The organism is Crateriforma spongiae (assembly GCF_012290005.1).
GTDB classification, from domain to species: Bacteria; Planctomycetota; Planctomycetia; order Pirellulales; family Pirellulaceae; genus Crateriforma; species Crateriforma spongiae.
Genome location: NZ_JAAXMS010000006.1, coordinates 379,296 through 396,559 on the forward strand (window position 1 = coordinate 379,296; position 17,264 = coordinate 396,559).

Genomic DNA, 17,264 nt, shown 5'->3' on the forward strand with positions numbered 1-17,264 from the left:
ATCGTTTACGTGTAGTGCCTAGGAATTGAGTATTTAACCCGGGCACAATGTAATTCAAATCGACGTTAAAGGTGGCCACCCTCCACCGCAGTAAATTCGCCATACACGGGCAGGTGCGGCGAAATGGCTTCTGCTTCGCTGAGCGAAAGATTGTAGACCCTCAGGAAATTCAGCGGACCGCCGCGGCCCAAGTATTCGCTGGTCGATGAGGGACGCACCAGAATGTTGGACGTCTGATGATTGGCGAACACATCGGTCGGGCTGCTATGCACGACGGCTTGCAACCGTCCGCCGGCGACGCTGGGGATCAGGTACGCATCGTCGGCTTGGAACAGACCCGCCAAGACGATGTCGTCTTCGCCACGACCGTCTTCGGCGACGGCTTTCAAAATGCCCGACAACAAAGCAACCTCGTCACGCGCCCGCGTCAGTTCGATCCGCACGTTGACCATGGAAAACGTCCAGGCTTCCGACGGGGACGGTTCGGCCGCACGGAACCAGGCGACCAGTGGATCATGCGACATCGCACCGGACGGATCGGACACGGTGTAGGTCTGCGTGCGATCCGCCTGGACACGGCTGGTGTCAAAGATGAAGCCCATCTGTTCGCCCAGCAACGGATCGGCTGCGGCGGCGGAATTAGGATTCGACAGGATGAAGTCATATCGCGAGGCGCCGCTGATTTCACTTTGTCCTTCGTTGACCGCATCGATCAAACGGGGGATGACGTCACGTTCGATCGAGCTGACTTGTTGGAACGCGATCACGTCGAATTGACGCAAGATCCGGATCACGTTTTTCCGAATCATCGGGTCCCGCAACTTGGTCGGTCCGAATCCGCCCATCGCCCATGACGCGATCCGCAGATTGCGAAAGGCGTGGGTGGGGACCGCGGCGCGGTTCGGGGTGGCCACGGGCACATTGGCTTTAGCGAACGTGTTGCGAATGACCGACGTGTCACTGTCGAAATCGGGGCCGGCGGTGGAGTCATCTTTATCGGACTTTCCCGCCAGACCGTCACCGTTCCACCATGACGTGAATGGATTGGGCTGTGATGCCGCCGGCACGACGCTGGCCGTCTGCATTCCGGTCCCCGGGGTCAAAGGATCGGATCGGTTGGCGGCAAAGCTGACGCGGTCCGCATCGACGGCATCGCCGGATTTGGGTCGCACCGACACGCGATCCAGCCCGGACACTTCGTAATGTTTGATGAAATACCATCCGCCGCCGACGACGACCAGCAGAGCGATGCCGGTCTGGATCAAATATCCACGGTGTTCAGACATCGCGATGGGGACTCCGGCAAACGATCGAAGGAACCTTCCTTTGGAATCAGGTGACTCGTTTCTATGGAATCGGACCGTCACACCGTGATGCTTTGGGCGCATGTGGATTGCCCAGGCCGCCTGGTGAAATTGGGGTGCAGAAGATCCAGCACCTAGGGATCGAACCAGATTTAACGCTTCACCGAATCAACACGAATGACCGCGAATTGCCGGCGGCGCCGGCCTGACACCACCACGTCGTATCGGTATTCTTAGTGGGGTGGCTGCGACGACTTGGTCGGTCCCGGACGCCGAAACGGCGCCGATGATCCACGTTGCCCCACAGACGAACCATGGCCGGTCGGTGGTCTTCCCCGGCGGCAATGTCGCGTCGGCATCCCACGTTCCGCCCTCTAGAACGGAAGTCAGAAACGATCGTGAGCGATCTTGTTAGCGTCGAAGTCCCCACCGTGGGCGAATCCATTTCCGAAGTCCAGATCGGCCAGTGGCTGAAATCCGAAGGCGACCACGTGGCCGCCGGCGAAGACCTGGTGGAAATTGAAACGGAAAAGGCGTCCGTTCAAATCCCGGCGCCAGTGGCCGGTGTGCTGACGTCGATTCAGAAGAAAGAGGAAGAATTTGCGACCGTCGGTGAAGTCATCGCGTCCATCCAGCCCGGCGAAGCTCCCGCCGGCGGTGGTGGCGGCAAATCGGCATCGTCTCAGTCCGCCGCACCGACACCCGCCCCGGCAGCCCCCAGTCCCGCACCTGCCTCGTCGGCACCCGCCGGCAAGGGCGGCGGTTTCGTGATGCCGGCCGCTCAGCGTTTGTTGGACGAACACGGCCTGCGTGGTGACCAAGTCCCCGCAACTGGGCCGGGCGGTCGATTGCTGAAGGAAGACGTGGTGGCTTACATCCGATCGCGACCTTCCGATCCCGCCCCGTCGGCTGCCCCCGCAACGACCCGGCCAGGTGGACCGACCACTGCGGCGTCGACCACGCCGGCGGCATTCCAACCGCCCGCCGCCCCCATGACGCCGGCCCAACGTCCGACGATCGACGGATCGTTGATGACCAGTTCGCTGCACCGGGGCGAAGAAGTCAAACCGATGAGCATGTTGCGGCGGACCATCGCGGCACGCTTGGTCGAAGCCCAACAAACCGCTGCCCTGTTGACGACGTTCAACGAAATCAACATGCAGCCGGTGATGGACATCCGCAATAAGTACAAGCAGAGCTTCCACGAAAAGCACGGCGTCAAGCTGGGCTTCATGTCCTTCTTTGCCAAAGCGTCTGTCGAAGCCCTGCGACGATTCCCGGCCGTCAATGCGGAGATCCGTGACGCGAACATCGTCTACAAGAATTACCAAGACATTGGTATCGCAATCGGTGGCGGCAAAGGACTTGTGGTACCGATTTTGCGTAACGTTGAACGCATGTCGTTCGCGGAAATCGAACGGTCCATTGGGGACTATGCTCGGCAAGCCGGCGAAAATCGGTTGCAGCCGGCTGATCTGATGGGCGGAACGTTCACCATCAGCAACGGCGGTATCTATGGTTCGCTGTTAAGCACCCCGATCGTTAATCCGCCACAAAGCGGGATTTTGGGTCTGCATGCGATCCAAGAACGACCGGTCGCCGAAGACGGCCAAGTTGTGATCCGCCCGATGATGTATGTCGCGTTGACCTACGACCATCGAATCGTCGATGGTCGCGAAGCGGTCGGTTTTCTGACGACAATCAAAGAAGTGATCGAAGATCCCGCAAGAATGTTCTTAGAGGTGTGATGAAGTCGACAAGCACGCAATCGGAATCGTGGCCGCCAATACGAGGCGGCCGTTCGGTGGGCGAAGTCGTTTTCGTGCTGTTCTTGATCGCGTTGATTGTCGCCCTGGCGATTCCATGGATGCTGCAGTCGCGACAACGGTCGCGACGCATCATTTGTCAGACGCACTTGCAACGGATCGCCACGGCGCTGGGGTCGTACCATTCGACGTTCGGACATTATCCGTCAGGGACTTTCGACGAATCATCGGCGGTTTGTAATGACCCCACCGGGTTTCACCATAACTGGTTGACCGGGCTGATCGCCCGAATGGACCATCCGGAATTGGCCGAATCGATCGATCGTTCGGCCAGCATTTACTCGTCGTCCAACGCGGCGGTGCTGCAGACCATCGTTCCAGAACTGCGTTGCCCCGCTTTTGACGGGTTGCCCGATAATGTGACCAGCTATGCGGGCAATCAGGGTTCGGTCGAAACCCCCATCGCGCCCGACAACAATGGCGTTTTGATGGCCAACGTTTTTCTGGACGCCGATGATGTGCGTGACGGTTTGGAATACACGGTCTTCGTCGGCGAAAAATTGCCTCTGCCGGACGACCACGGCTGGGCCAGCGGCACCCGGTCGTCGATTCGCAACGGTGGGCATTCGATCAACGTGTCGAAAACTTTGGTTCCCGGCGACGACGTCACCACGACGTTGGGCGTCGTCGGCGGCTTTGGCAGCGATCACGTGGACGGAGCGCACGTGCTGTTGGGCAGCGGACGTTGGTCCTTTGTCGCCGACAACATCGACCTGACCACGCTGCGTCAGATGACCGACCGAGCCGACGCGCAGGTGCCAGAGTGATCAGCTTGGCGTGATCAGCGTCAGCGTGATGGGCTTCATTGCGATTGGCTTCAGCGCGAACCGGATGATGGCGATCGCTTTCCGCTTAGGCTTCGGCGACAAACAAGCGTCGCCGAATGTCGGCCAAGACGGGTTGGTCCTTATCACCCAGACCCGACTTTCGCTGGACCAAACGCACCGCGGCATCGAACGCATCGACCGACACCATGATCGCCGCAGGATGTTTCATCCCTGCAGCTTCGGTCAAATGATCGATCAATTGCATCGACTTGCGATCCAAACGATGGGCGTGCCCCAAGTCCAGCAACAACTGGTGCGGCGAATTTTCGGGGGCGGTTTGGCGGCGAAATGCCTGGTAGATCACCAGCGCCGCGGCAATCGCGATCACCGGGATCGCCAGAAACCACAGTTCGCCGTGCCACTCCGATTCAACCTTTTGTTCGCGGAACTGAAGGCTGACGTCACGCATGACGGTTTCGGCCAGTGGTAACGTGGCTTCGGTAACCGAGCTTGCCTTGGAAAAAATGGTGGACCACATGTTCATCTTCGCCCTAGTTCAGGTTCAGCTCGCTAAGGTCGGACACATTTGCCGGAAATTCCGTGTCCGTTTCCTTTCGCTTTTCCAAAGAACGGCGTGCGGCGTCGCGTGCACTGCTTTCCGGCAGATCTGCCATTTCAATCAGCAAGTTCAACGTTGCTTCGCCCGTTCCATCGGCCATCACTTCGGCGGCCACGCGACGGGCTTCTTGGTGATCATTGCGAACAATGTGTTTCATCGAATCGCTCAGCAAATCAATCGCCGCGAACGCATCGACGGCCAGCAACGCGTCCAGCCGATTTTGAAGCACGGGGTGACGCAGCGAATCGCTGACGTGTTGGATCGCTTGATTGTCGACCATCATCACCACACGTCCCAGGATCCGACGGCTGCGTTGGCCCAGTGTGTTCATGACCGGCAGCATTGCCGCGGCATGCAACGGACGCAGGACCTCACGCGCCGCTTCGCCGATCCGCTGGTCGGGATGATCCAGCATCTCGATCAAGTTCATCAACAACCGGGCTTTGCGGTGCTGTTGGATCTGCGCCGGATCATCACTGCTGACGTGTTTGGCCGCTTCCAACCACGATTCGGCGGCCTGGGGTTCCGTTCGTTTCAATGCGGTCAGCACGGCTGGGATTACGGATTCGCCGCAATGTTGCAATGCATCACACGCCAATGTCAGGGTGTCTTCCCAGTCGCCGCTGCCATAGGACCAGACATAGATCAGGGCGGCTTGGTGCGAATCGGACAGTTGATCCGATTCGCTGAACGCTTGACGACAGCACCGCGGAATGCCCAGCTGTTTCAAGTTGCTGATCGTGTTGGGTGTCGGATCAGTTCCCACGCACGTTAGGAACGATGACTGGAATGTTTCGTCCGTACGATCTTGGATCGCACCGGCCAATACATCCCCCAAGTCGCGTCGACGAACGCCGGCGGCCAGCAAATCGATCAAGCTGCGATCGGTCGCCTTGACCAAACAGTCGGTCAGCAACTCGGCGATCCCCGAATCGTCTTTCATGCATCGACGCAGTTCGCTGTCGGACCAAGTCGATGCCAACAGAAACGCCTCCACCATGGTGTGGTTTCGGTGCATCGAGAAGCGACGGGCACTAGCGGCCAAACGAGTCACAAAGGCCGACCGGCCGAGAACGTTGACCTGTCCCGATCGTGCCGCATCCCCAAGCTGTTGAGCAATCGAGCGAATCGTGTCGGCGGCGGCATGACGAATCGCGTGGGATTTGCCGTTTTCTGCCAAGCGAGCAATCGTGTCGGTCAGGTCGACCAATTGCAGTGTCTTGCAAGCCCGCAAAGCCGGCAGCACCACGTCGGCATCGCCTGACAGACGTTCAGCGATGAACGTTCGAAACCACTTGGCATGCGGAACAAGTCGTTCTTGTTGTTCCGATGTCAATGACGGCCAATGCAACGCCAAGCATCGGCCAGATCGTTCACAGCGTCGCCGCAGCAAAGCGTCAACGGCGCGTCGATGAGCGTCCGGATCGCCGCTGCAAAGGGCCGACGCCAGCACGTCGACGGCCGCAGCGTTGGCGGTTTCGGCTAGAAATTCATAGGTCAGTGATAACCCGGGCATCGTACAGCACCCCCCTAAACGCCACGTTCCGATGTCGTTTGATCTTGCGACGGATGACGAACGCGACGACCAGCGGAGATGGGAATCCGGCGTTGCGGACAACGGATCGTTGTCGAGTTCCCCTTCCCGACAACCATCACAAAACGTTCAATTCACGGGATAGCGACCAGGCCGCACCCGTACAGGAAACGTAGCTTTCGTTCTGACAAACGTGTCATCGGATGGCTCACAGATCGGTATCGGCGCGGCGGTGGGCGACGGACAACCCTTACATTCGTTGTGATCGCTACAAACGACGGCGATGGTCATGCGTGCGGATGATCGCGCGACCGCAGTGGTTTATAATTCGGGTTTCCCCAAACATTCGGTCGCTTGGCCGAAATCAACGCCTCGGTTCGGGGAGCCACCATCATGATTGAGTCGCAACGATGCCATCATCCGACGTGACATTGTCCCAACAAGACGCCCAAACGATCCTGAACGAAAGCTATCTGGAAGTCCGCTCCAAGATGCTGGAAATTGCCGCTGCGCTGGATCGGATGCAGTCGGCACCCGGCGGTGACGGGCTTGGCGATTCGGACAAAAGAATCCAGTTGGATCAAGCCATCGAGATCTTGGCGTCGGATGATCCCGATCGTGCGGCCCGACTGCAGTTTCTGTTCAGCCGACCCTACGATGCCCAGTGGCGAGAGAAAATGGAACTGTAAATGGACTACATCGACCCCCATATTCACATGGTTTCGCGGATCACCGACGACTATGAAACGTTGGCCCGCATGGGATGTGTCGCGATCAGCGAACCGGCGTTCTGGGCCGGCTTTGATCGTGGCACCGTCGACGGTTTTCGAGACTATTTTCGTCAATTGACCGAGGTCGAACCGCGTCGTGCCGCCCAATACGGCATTCAGCATTACACGTGGCTGTGCATCAACGCCAAAGAAGCCGAAAACGTGTCGTTGTCGCGCGACGTGATCCAGATGATTCCCGAATTTCTGGATCAGCCCAACGTGTTGGGGATCGGCGAAATCGGATTGAACAAGAACACCAAGAATGAAGCCACGGTGTTCTTGGAACACTTGGACTTGGCCGCCAAGTACAACCAACCGATCTTGATCCACACGCCGCACCTGGAAGACAAATACCAGGGGACGCGAATGATCTTGGACATGTTGCAATCCGACACGCGATTGGATGCCGATCGCGTGTTGGTCGATCATGTCGAAGAACACACGATCGACGAAGTCTTGGATCGTGGATTTTGGGCCGGCATGACGTTGTACCCGGTCACCAAGTGCACGCCGCAACGCGCCGCCGACATGATCGAACGCACCGGCGGTGAACGGTTGTTGGCCAACTCGGCCGGTGATTGGGGGCCCAGCAAGCCGACCGCCGTGCCGGACTTGATCTTTGAATTACGACGACGCGGCCACAGCGAATCGTTGATCCGCAAAGTGGTTTACGAGAATCCGCTGGAGTTCTTTTCACGCAGCAAGAACTTCAACTTCAATCCGCGGGCATGACCCGTCGGTCGAATTCTGCTTTGATGCGTCTGTAAACGCTGTCGTGGTCGCAGTGCTTTTGGCAACCGTCGACTTCACCGGCATACCACACGCCGGCGTCGGTCCCCATCAACAGCACTTCGTCCGCATCACGCATTTGCTGTGGGGTGATCGGGGCCAGGGTCCAGCCGATGCCCAAATCGCCCGCGATGGATTCGACCACGGCTTGGGTCACGCCATGCAAAATGCGATCTTTGGGTGGTGAACATAGTGTGCCCTGCGAAAGAATCGCCAGGTTACAGGTGCTGGTTTCGGTGATCGAACCGTCGCCGTCCAACAACACGCCGGCGGCATCCGGTTGCCTGCGTTTGGCTTGCTGGTCCGCCAAGTAGTAGTGCAATCGACATCGTGTTTTGATTTGTCGTGACCAACTGCTGGGCGGTGGTTGGGTCACGTCGGTGATGACCAGGGGTTGTCCGGACTGTGCCCAGCGTTGATGCCGTTGGTGATCCAGGCTTTGGATCTGCAAGATGCATGTCGGCGATCTCGATTCACCGCCGGGGGTCGCCAGCCACGTGATGCCGACATCGCCATGGACGGCCATCGTCGCACGGTTCCGCTCGATCAGTTCGTCAAACAATGCGATGAACGATTCTTTGGACGGCAGCGACGCAATGCCCAATGCTTCAACGGTGTCCCACCACCGTTGAAGGTGGCGGTCGGTTTGAAACGGTTGTCCGTGATACGTGCGAAGCCTTTCGACCGCGGTCACGCCTTGGCGGAACCCCAAATCGGTGCTGTCGATTCGCGGCGGCGGTGTGTCGTACCAGCGACCGTTTTGAAAGTATTCGCCCAGGATCATGGGATCGAATTCACATCACGGGTTGGGGAACAGGCAATGGTCGATCACCGTTTGCATCGTCGGGCCGGCACCGCAATTGGACGTGTAATAGTCCATTTCGCTGTGATGCCGGCCGACCACCGCGGCACAGTCCCGGGCTCGGACCGGCAAACGAGTCCCGTCATGGCGTGGTGCGAAACGTGACGGACCACTGTAACCCAAGGCATCGGCGTTTCGGATGCGATCCAACCGCCAGTAATTCTTCAACACAACATCGCGTCGGTTGTACAGCAAATGGATGGAATCCAGGTTCTGGGTTGCCAATCGGTGATAGCCTCTTTCGGCCAACCAATCGTCTTCCAACGCCGGCGCGACCAAGCCGATGTCGATTGCCGCACCGGTCACTTTTTCGCCGGGTAATTGTCGTCGCCCCAGCGTGCCGCCGGCCATCGCATGCAGCGCGCCTGTGATCACGCGACCGCCAAAGCTGTATCCGATCATCGACGTCGGCTGGCTGGCTTTCACGTGTTCTCGCAGCAGCCAAGCCAGATACAGACCCTGTGTATCGGTCCGCGCGGCTTTGATGCGCACGTCATTCAGGCCGAATCCTTGGCGTTCGCTGGGCCAACTCCACAAGACCCAGTCGATCGAACCGCCGAATTGTCCGGTGCAGTGTTGGTAACGCCGAACGCTGCGGTACACCGCCAATGTGCGTTCGATGGCTTTGGCCGATGAATCCACACGATTGCCATGCACGTAAACCACCGTCGGACGATCGCTTTGACGGCTGGCCAAGTACATGTCCAACGATGATGGATGGATCCGGCCACAGGTGTCCAGCTGATAGACACGAAAGTTGGGTGATTCCAACGGTGCCGCACAAACGCTGGTTTGCATTCCGCGGGTGCTGAACATCCACAAACGGTCTTGGGGTATGCCCAGTGAACCGATTCGTGACGTTGATTGCAGGGTTTCAGACGAAGGGATCGATGCGTCGACCGTGATCGGCGGAAGATCAGGACTGGCGGCGATGCCGGTCAAGCCGAACGTGATTGACGCTACGAGTGAAAGACAAGCCACTCGTTGAATTCCCAGGATCGATCGACGCGTCCGACAACACGTCGTCAAGCTGTTGCGCTGCGGTGGAGTCATATGGATACAGGACGTAGCGGGGAAGGCTGTGGAGGTAGGACATCAAAATGTTGCTGAAAAAAAACGATGTTGCGTTTGCACAACACTCCAGGCGACCTAGTTTTGTGCGGTCCTTCATCGGGATCAACGAATAGGCTCGGTTTGTTAATGAAGGAAAAGATGATGATGATCCGCAAAGTAATGATTGTGCTGGTTCTGTTGACCGTTTCCACGTCATCGGGATGCAGTGGGCTACGCAACTTCTTCTTTGGACGTGGTGCCCGCTGCGGTTTGTGCAACACGATCGGCTCGTGCACCAACCGACTGTTGGGCGGATGTCGATCGAGGACACAACAGATATGCCCGCCGGCCGCTCAGGTTGCTCCGCCCGTTTACGCACCGGCGCCCACCTATGCCCCGGCTCCAACGTACGCTCCGGCGCCCACCTACGCACCGGCCCCGACTTATGCTCCCACGCCGGTCGTGACCGCCCCGACGTATTGTGAACCGCAGTGCCCGCCGGCTGCCGTGATGCCTGCACCGACGTGCAGCAGTTGCTATGGATCACCGACTCTGGAATCCGGCTGTGGCTGTGGTTCGTCCACCGGGGCGTACGTCGATCCTTATGGAACGCCGATGGTGTACGACGGACAAGTGATCGGCGATGGCGTCATGGGCAGCGGTGTGATGGGCGGCGACGGGTTCCAGCCCCGCTACAACAGTCAAATGTCGCCTGTTCAAGATTTCATGAACGATATGTATGACGAACACGGCGATCGCATCGTCGACCGCCAAATCGTCCAGTAGCGTTCGCACGACACAGGGTCTTGGAACGTCCGCCCTTGAGTTCAGCGTTTGGTCGGCCCGGAACGTTGAACGCAAAAGTGAACGTCGGGTAATGCCGAAATCCATCCGCTGGATAAAAAGCAGTGGCCTGAAAAGACGAACGCTTGGAATCGTTCACCGACTAGACTGGAATCGTATCGCCGTCGTTCGACGAGCCCGTGCGGCGGCGATGCGTGACCGGTCTGTTTTTCTAGGGCCACCATCGGTGACCCGTATCCGAACAAGTTGAATTCTTCCCCTTCCTGCCACCCGAATCGACATCATGCCGCTTGATCGTCGCCAGTTTTGTTCACAATCGTTGGCCGGATTGACGGCCGTCTCCGCCGCCACGACGCTCGGATACCATCGCGATGCCGTGGCGCAAAGTCGTCGATCGCGACGCGGCGATCAGGAATCCGAAGGCACGCCGCGTGTTTCGTTTGATTTGCCGCAAACCCATCGATGGCGGATGGGGCTGTCACTGAAGACCGGTTCGACGTGTCAAAACGTGATTGCGACGTTTCCGATTCCGGTCAACTGGCCCGAACAAGAAGTCCGATTGGTCGCCAAAAACATCGATAATCCGATGACCCGCTGGATCACACGTCCGGCGCCCGGTGGAACGACCCAAGTGGTCGCGTCGGTGGCCAAGGTGGCGGCCAGCAGCGAGACCGAAATCATGTTCGAATTCGATGTGAAGAAGCATCGAATCGTTGCACCGGAGGTCACCGATGATCTGGTGATTCCCACGCGACCGTCGCGGGACATCAAGCTGTACTTGGGAACCAGTCCCGAGATCGATCATACACACCGGACGATCCGCGCGGCCTATGCCGAATTGTCAGCGGAACCCTATGACAATGCGTGGCAGTTGGTCGAACGCATGTACGACTATGTGCGGGACAATGTGCGTTACGTCAACGGACCGATCCAACGTGCTTCGTTGGCATTGGAAAATGGATACGGCGATTGCGAAGAGATGACCAGTCTGGTCGTTGCTTTGTGCCGCAACGCCAAAATTCCCGCGCGAATGGTTTGGGTGCCCGAACACTGTTACCCGGAATTCTATCTGGAAGATGCCGATGGCGACGGGCACTGGTTCCCCTGCCAAGCCGCGGGAACTCGGCAATTCGGTGGCATCGAAGAATACCGTCCGGTTCTACAGAAAGGCGATCGCTTTCGTGTCCCGGAAAAACGCGGCAAGCCTCAGCGTTATCTGACGGAATTCTTCACCTGCGAAGTCAAAGGACGCAGCGATCCAAATCCGACGTTCGTGTTGGAACAGGTCGACGTTTGATCGAATGCCGGGTGCGGACGTTTCGGTCCATCCGGCTGGCCGCTACAGGACGATGGTCGCGCCCAACACAAGGCTGTCCTGGGCAACGTCGCGATCGCTGACCGTGGTGATGTCGATCAGCGGCGCGAATCCCGTGCTGCGGACATACTCAGCCGACACACGCATGTGGTGCGACAGTTGTTTTTGGTAACCCAACACCAGTTGTCGGTTGAATTCAAACTCGGTGCCTGGGCCGCCCTGATCACCATCGCTGTAACTGAATGACCAGACGGAAAACCCCGGTCCACGGTGGGGCCAGTACGCGGCTTCCAACCGATACGCTTGGACCATCGATCCGGTCACCGGCCACGCTTCGGTCGTCGAAACCCATTCGCCCGCCAGCGTGACCGCCATGAATTCGAATTGGCCGAACAGATTCCATGCGCTGTTGTTGTCGTCACCGAATTGGTTGGCATCCAGGTGTTCGGCGGTGAATCCATCGTAGATGGTCCCTAGCAGAAAACCGCTGCCAAGTTGGATGCGTCCCAGTTCGATATCGCCGTGACGAAAACGGACGTTGGCGGCGAAGTTGTTCAGCTTTCCACGCGATGTCGAATCGGCCACGCGGATCCCTCGACCACCGTTGATCGCGGCAACCGTGACGTGCCACCGGTCATCAAAGTACCCCAGGCCTACGCCTTCGGCCAACGCGGAAAAGTAGTGCCAAACGACGGACTGGGTGAACGGGCTGAGTGTTCCAAGGTCGCCAAAACCGATGTTCTTTTTTCCCAAGTACAGGTACCAGGGGCTCTGCCGAAAATCGCCAAACACGGCGTACGCTTGGCGAACTTGCAGACTGCCTTGCCGGTGATCCGGGAACGTGAATACGTCGGAGAAAAGCCACTCCCCGTACACATGGGCCATCGGTGTGACGTGGGCCGTGACATGACCGTTGGCCTGCAACAGTCGCGCGTCGGTCGCGCTGTCGCCAGAAAAGTCGGTGGGGAATCGACCCAGATACGGAAACTTGTCCGTCGTGTTGGTGGTCGCCGCCAACAAAGACAGTCGGGCTTGTCCGCCGACGTACACCGCCGGTGTGAATGCGTCGCGATGACATGCGTGACGCAGGATCATCTGTTCTTTGTCTGTCTGTCGGTTTTGAAAGTCCAACAACGGATCGGAAAAATCGGTGTCCAGGTTTAGCCATGGCCGTCGACCCTGCATGATCACCGACGTCGTCGGTGATTGGGGATACACGACGTTGCCTGGAACGTCGAACACAGGACTTGGCTCATCAAACGCAGGGCCGATGATTTCAGACGCATCAGATTCGATCACCATGTCCGGCGCGGGACTCTGGAAAACGGATGACTCTTGCACGCCATCGGCCTCGGCCGAAGCGTTCAATTGGCTGCCGATCACCGTTTCGTTGCCAAGCACCATTTCCCTGCCCGGCGGGACCACCTCGGGCGAAGACCACAGCGGTGCGTCCAGGTTGGCAGCATCCGATCTGATGTCGTTGGGGCTGGGAAGTGTCCAAGTTTCCTGCGCCGTCGTCGTGAAACCGAAAGCGCACACGCCTATCCAGGTCACAACGTACCGCTGGACGTGATGAGCTAATGGAGTGACGTGGCGACCGGGACGAAAGGCGGGCATGAGGCAGTGGCAAGCGGGCAAAGCGGCACAGGTGTGGTGTCAATCGCGTCCGTTCTGGTCCTATCGGCCGAAGCGATCTTGTTAAACGCGGTGACTTTTCCGGCTGCTTAAACTTTGCCCAAAATGCCGAGATTCAATTTGCCGTCTTTGCCAGACGCTGGGTCTTTGGCACGCTCGCAAAGCATCGGCCATCGGATGGGGTAAACTGCATCGGACACCGACGACCCGAATCGCAAACCTCCACTGACGCAAATCTATGAATCCAGGTCCCGGTATGGACGGCTCCGATAAAAAGAGCTCCGGTACGCCACCTCAAGATGGCGTGACGATCGACCCGAAAGATCTGCGTCGGATGCTGCATGATTTGCGGGGGCCGGTCCGGCACGTCCGCGGGTTCCATAGCATTGCCGCCGAAGCTTGGCAGCGAATTGCCGACGATGACCTGCGACAGAAACATGGCGACGATGTTACCGACATCGAAGACAGTCTGAACGTGATCCAGCGGGCCGGCCGGTCGATGGACGAATTGCTGGATGCGATCCGTTCGTGGTGCATGGCCATCATGCCGCCCGATCCGGGGACGATGGTCGGCGAAAAACCGCTGACCGAAATCTTACGTCAAGTTTGGGACGATGTTTGTCGGCAGCACAGCATCGACGACGCCAGGCTGGACGTCCACGCCGGTGTCGATCCGGAGGTGGATTTCGATTCGTTCGAAAAGATGTTGCACCAAGTGTTGGACAACGCGGTCCGTTATCGCGACGAAAAACGGACACTGGAAATTACCGTTGGTGTGAAGCCGACCGCCGAAGGATGGACGTGCCTGATTCAAGACAACGGCGTGGGGTTCCCGCCGCAGCTGGCGCCGCGATTGTTGCGGCCCTTTGAACGTGGTTCAGCAGCCAACCCGATGCGTCCCGGAATGGGGCTGGCCATCGCCGACGCTTTGGCGAAGCGTCAGAATTGCGGCCTGGTGTTGTGCGGTGAAGTCGGCGGCGGTGCCGCCGTGGAAATCACACACCCGATGCTTCGCCCGCACTCGGACGGCCCCGATCTGGATTGACCGTCAGCAACAGCTTGAACAGTTCGACTTCGTTTTGAACGTCCAACTTTTCAAACAATTTGCCCCGGTGCTTGGACGCGGTCTGGACAGAAATGCCAAGGCTCTGGCCGATCTCCTTCAGCGTCTTTCCGGCCGCCAGCAATTCCATGACCTCGCGTTCGCGAGGGGAAATGCGGTCCAAGTTGATCAGGGATTGTTCACGGATCCGGCTGACGTGTTCCGTGTCTTCGCTATGGCGCAAAGCTTTCTGGATCACTTGCACCAGCTCGTGCGGGTTAAAGCTCTTCTCGATGAAATCGAAGACCCCGCTTTTGAACGCTTCACGACAGGTCGCCGCATCCGCGTGCGCGGTGACGACGATGATCGGAATCGAACTGCCGCGGCTGGCCAATTCGCGGTGCAATTCCAGCCCGCTCATTTGTGGCATCATCAAGTCGACGACGATGCAACCTTTGGCCCCAAGGTCGGCGAGCTGTAAAAATTCAGTGGGCGAAGCAAACGTGCGTACCTTCAATCCGATGGATTCGCACAGTTTCCGCAACAGCAACAAGTCGTCAGGGTAATCGTCGATCAGATAGACCACCGACTCGGCGGTACGCCCGTTCGATGTCGTCGCTGGCATTGTGTCCGTCATACGTACAACGCTCGAATGTCAGAAAAGGATTCAAAGAGGAGGCTCAGTTTAACGTGTTTTTTACATGCCGCGTGCTTTAAGTCGGACATAAGGGCTCAGATTTTCGAATTACGCCCGTGGTCCAACCGCTGGACACTGGACATCCCAAAAAGTCTGACGCGCCACTGAGGCTCCACTTCCATTCACGTTCGGTTCAGTTTACCCGTTTCATGCGATCAATCGGAGACGAGTCGTCGTGATTTTTGATTTCAAGGTGTGCTGCAGTGACAAGTCGGTCGTCGTCTCTGCGTTTTGAAACCCTCGGGTTTCGTTTGTCTTCCGCTGTGTGGCGTGATTCATTCCCCCCCCCGTTTGTGCTGTGGCCGAAATCGAAGTCGCGGTCGAAAAAATCTTCCGACAAGATTCTCGTCGCGTCTTCGCCACTTTGGCGCGGTGCTTGGGCGATTTCGATTTGGCCGAGGAAGCGTCGACTGACCGAAATCTCCCCGGCAGCCATCGAACTTTCGAATGGCATTCGATGCTCGACGAATCCGTCCAGAAATTGACCAACGAAGCGGTACGGTGGGTTCGTCGCTGTCCGCGTCCGATGGCGGAAGACACTCACATCGAGATTCGACGTCTCTTTAAAATCGAAGACTTCGCCGACGTCGACCCCGACGGTGGCATCGCACAGAAAGAATGCCAGCTTCGCGAAACTCTGCAAAAGGAAGACTGATTGTGACCCCCAACGTGTCGACCTATTTGTTCTTCGACGGCCACTGCGAAGAAGCACTGCGGTTCTACGAGTCCCGACTGGACGCGGAGATCCTGTTCGTCATGCGGTTCAAAGACAACCCGGAACCCAATCCCGATTGTCCAATTCCCGCAGGTTTCGACGACAAGATCATGCATGCGTCGGTTCGCATCGGAAACACCGTTGTGATGGCATCCGATGGTGCAAGCATGGCTGAAGATGCTTCGGTCGGAATGAACGGGTTTCGTATGGTTTACACCACCGATGACCCGGAACGCATCCGCCAAGTCTTTGACCACCTGGCCGATGGTGGCAAACCTGAGATGCCTCCGGTCAAAACGTTCTGGTCGCCGTCCTATGGCATGGTCACCGACAGATTCGGCGTGCCGTGGATGGTGATGTGCGTCGATCCCGAACAAAAGCACGCCCAGGTCGATTAGGTGAATCGGGCGGATGGCAGTTCAGATGATCTGGTGCCACAGAGACGTCTCTTCATCGATCCCGCTGACGCGATGAGTACCGCGTTGATCCGATTCAAGTTTCGGCCGCAAGACTTTGCGACCGTTCGGTCAAGGGGCGTTCACTGAACCGCCGAGACATGACGAGTCAGGAAGTCACGCATCAATTGGGCGATCCTTTCGCCGCGATCTTCCAGGGCAAAATGGCCGGTGTCCAGCAAATGCAGTTCGGCGTCGGGCAAGTCACGCTGATAGGGTGTGGCTCCCGATGCGGGGAAGATTTCATCGTTCTTTCCCCACACAATCAACGTCGGCGGTTGATGCTTTCGCAGATAGGCTTGCCATGCCGGGTAACGTTTTGGGTTACTGCCGTAGTCATAAAACAGTTGCAATTGAATCGCTTGGTTTCCGGGACGGTCCAGCAACGGTTGATCGACCCGCCAGTTATCGGGACTGATTTTCGACACATCGCGGACACCGTGGGTGTACTGCCACCGTGTGCCGTCCAACTTCAAGAACTCCTTCAACGGCTCTGCCGTCGTTTCGTTGCGATCTTTCCAGTAGGCCCGAAGCGGATCCCAGAACGTGCCCAGACCTTCTTCGTAAGCATTCCCGTTTTGGATGACCAGTGACTGAACCCGATCGGGATGCCGTACGGCCAATCGGAAACCGACCGGAGCACCGTAGTCCATCAAGTACAAGCTGTATCGCTTGATTTCACGTTGATCCAACCAATGACCGATCACATCCGCCAAGCGATCGAACGTGTAATCGAACTGGTCGACCGAAGGCATGGAACTGTTGCCAAAACCGGGATAGTCCGGCGCGATCACGTGAAAGCGATCAGACAGTCCTGGGATCAGGTTGCGGAACATGTGTGACGACGTCGGGAAACCGTGCAGCAACACGATCGTCGGCGCGTCGGCCGGTCCCGATTCGCGATAAAAGATCTCCAGTTCGTCGACCGTGTCGGTGCGATGGTGCACTGTCGTCGTCGTGTCCGACCGATCGGCCGCTCGAACGGTCGTGCGGGGCTCCGACCCGACGACGGCGGGTGAAGCAAGAAGCGTCAGGGTCAATAGAGCCAATGCTCCGGTGTAACGGTATGTCATTTAA

The 17,264-nt window shown here is 57.9% G+C and carries 17 protein-coding genes; 9 read left to right on the forward strand and 8 right to left on the reverse strand.

The window, feature by feature from the left end; genetic code table 11:
• Window positions 1-65: 65 nt before the first annotated feature.
• On the reverse strand, window positions 66-1,286 hold the full coding sequence (locus HFP54_RS17880) for an exonuclease/endonuclease/phosphatase family protein (protein WP_168566200.1): 1,221 nt from the start codon (window positions 1,284-1,286) through the stop codon (window positions 66-68).
• Window positions 1,287-1,702: 416 nt separating this feature from the next.
• Here HFP54_RS17880 and odhB point away from each other — a divergent pair, with 416 nt between their 5' ends.
• Both odhB and HFP54_RS17890 read left to right on the forward strand, forming a co-directional pair.
• Window positions 1,703-3,052, forward strand: coding sequence for a 2-oxoglutarate dehydrogenase complex dihydrolipoyllysine-residue succinyltransferase (odhB, locus tag HFP54_RS17885; RefSeq protein ID WP_146414517.1), 1,350 nt, complete (start codon window positions 1,703-1,705; stop codon window positions 3,050-3,052).
• The gene (locus tag HFP54_RS17890; protein ID WP_168566201.1) at window positions 3,052-3,897 is read left to right on the forward strand and encodes a DUF1559 family PulG-like putative transporter; all 846 of its coding nucleotides are present in this window, start codon (window positions 3,052-3,054) and stop codon (window positions 3,895-3,897) included. Before odhB ends, HFP54_RS17890 begins: the two co-directional genes overlap by 1 nt.
• Window positions 3,898-3,982: 85 nt before the next feature.
• On the opposite strand, the gene HFP54_RS17895 is transcribed toward HFP54_RS17890, so the two are convergent.
• Both HFP54_RS17895 and HFP54_RS17900 read right to left on the reverse strand, forming a co-directional pair.
• On the reverse strand, window positions 3,983-4,435 hold the full coding sequence (locus HFP54_RS17895) for a hypothetical protein (protein ID WP_146414515.1): 453 nt from the start codon (window positions 4,433-4,435) through the stop codon (window positions 3,983-3,985).
• A 13-nt stretch (window positions 4,436-4,448) separates the two neighbouring features.
• Window positions 4,449-6,032: a hypothetical protein gene (locus HFP54_RS17900; protein ID WP_168566202.1), complete on the reverse strand. Its 1,584-nt coding sequence runs from the start codon at window positions 6,030-6,032 to the stop codon at window positions 4,449-4,451.
• A gap of 428 nt (window positions 6,033-6,460) precedes the next feature.
• Here HFP54_RS17900 and HFP54_RS17905 point away from each other — a divergent pair, with 428 nt between their 5' ends.
• Complete coding sequence (locus HFP54_RS17905) at window positions 6,461-6,739, forward strand: hypothetical protein (RefSeq protein ID WP_235951990.1); 279 nt, start codon at window positions 6,461-6,463, stop codon at window positions 6,737-6,739.
• Entirely contained in the window at window positions 6,740-7,552 is an 813-nt protein-coding gene (locus HFP54_RS17910; protein ID WP_146414513.1) for a TatD family hydrolase, read from the forward strand.
• Here the strand turns inward: HFP54_RS17910 and HFP54_RS17915 are convergent.
• Together HFP54_RS17915 and HFP54_RS17920 are read right to left on the reverse strand one after the other, a co-directional pair.
• Entirely contained in the window at window positions 7,536-8,393 is an 858-nt protein-coding gene (locus HFP54_RS17915; RefSeq protein WP_146414512.1) for an aminotransferase class IV, read from the reverse strand. The two genes, HFP54_RS17910 and HFP54_RS17915, sit on opposite strands and share 17 nt — an antisense overlap.
• Window positions 8,394-8,408: 15 nt before the next feature.
• Window positions 8,409-9,452: a hypothetical protein gene (locus HFP54_RS17920; protein WP_168566203.1), complete on the reverse strand. Its 1,044-nt coding sequence runs from the start codon at window positions 9,450-9,452 to the stop codon at window positions 8,409-8,411.
• A gap of 219 nt (window positions 9,453-9,671) precedes the next feature.
• Here HFP54_RS17920 and HFP54_RS17925 point away from each other — a divergent pair, with 219 nt between their 5' ends.
• The gene (locus HFP54_RS17925; protein WP_146414510.1) at window positions 9,672-10,310 is read left to right on the forward strand and encodes a hypothetical protein; all 639 of its coding nucleotides are present in this window, start codon (window positions 9,672-9,674) and stop codon (window positions 10,308-10,310) included.
• Window positions 10,311-10,611: 301 nt separating this feature from the next.
• Window positions 10,612-11,625: a transglutaminase-like domain-containing protein gene (locus HFP54_RS17930; protein ID WP_168566204.1), complete on the forward strand. Its 1,014-nt coding sequence runs from the start codon at window positions 10,612-10,614 to the stop codon at window positions 11,623-11,625.
• 42 nt (window positions 11,626-11,667) lie between these two features.
• Here HFP54_RS17930 and HFP54_RS17935 read toward each other — a convergent pair whose 3' ends face one another.
• Window positions 11,668-13,260: a hypothetical protein gene (locus tag HFP54_RS17935; protein WP_168566205.1), complete on the reverse strand. Its 1,593-nt coding sequence runs from the start codon at window positions 13,258-13,260 to the stop codon at window positions 11,668-11,670.
• A gap of 256 nt (window positions 13,261-13,516) precedes the next feature.
• Between HFP54_RS17935 and HFP54_RS17940 the strand changes: the two genes are divergently transcribed.
• A complete protein-coding gene (locus HFP54_RS17940) occupies window positions 13,517-14,323 on the forward strand; it encodes an ATP-binding protein (RefSeq protein WP_168566206.1) in 807 nt (268 codons plus the stop codon).
• Here the strand turns inward: HFP54_RS17940 and HFP54_RS17945 are convergent.
• Window positions 14,274-14,945: a response regulator transcription factor gene (locus HFP54_RS17945; protein ID WP_165701178.1), complete on the reverse strand. Its 672-nt coding sequence runs from the start codon at window positions 14,943-14,945 to the stop codon at window positions 14,274-14,276. The genes HFP54_RS17940 and HFP54_RS17945 overlap by 50 nt on opposite strands.
• Window positions 14,946-15,474: 529 nt before the next feature.
• Here HFP54_RS17945 and HFP54_RS17950 point away from each other — a divergent pair.
• Both HFP54_RS17950 and HFP54_RS17955 read left to right on the forward strand, forming a co-directional pair.
• The gene (locus tag HFP54_RS17950; protein WP_168566207.1) at window positions 15,475-15,672 is read left to right on the forward strand and encodes a YciI family protein; all 198 of its coding nucleotides are present in this window, start codon (window positions 15,475-15,477) and stop codon (window positions 15,670-15,672) included.
• 2 nt (window positions 15,673-15,674) lie between these two features.
• Window positions 15,675-16,130: a VOC family protein gene (locus HFP54_RS17955; RefSeq protein ID WP_197137717.1), complete on the forward strand. Its 456-nt coding sequence runs from the start codon at window positions 15,675-15,677 to the stop codon at window positions 16,128-16,130.
• Window positions 16,131-16,270: 140 nt separating this feature from the next.
• On the opposite strand, the gene HFP54_RS17960 is transcribed toward HFP54_RS17955, so the two are convergent.
• Complete coding sequence (locus HFP54_RS17960) at window positions 16,271-17,260, reverse strand: alpha/beta fold hydrolase (RefSeq protein ID WP_168566208.1); 990 nt, start codon at window positions 17,258-17,260, stop codon at window positions 16,271-16,273.
• Window positions 17,261-17,264: the final 4 nt, after the last annotated feature.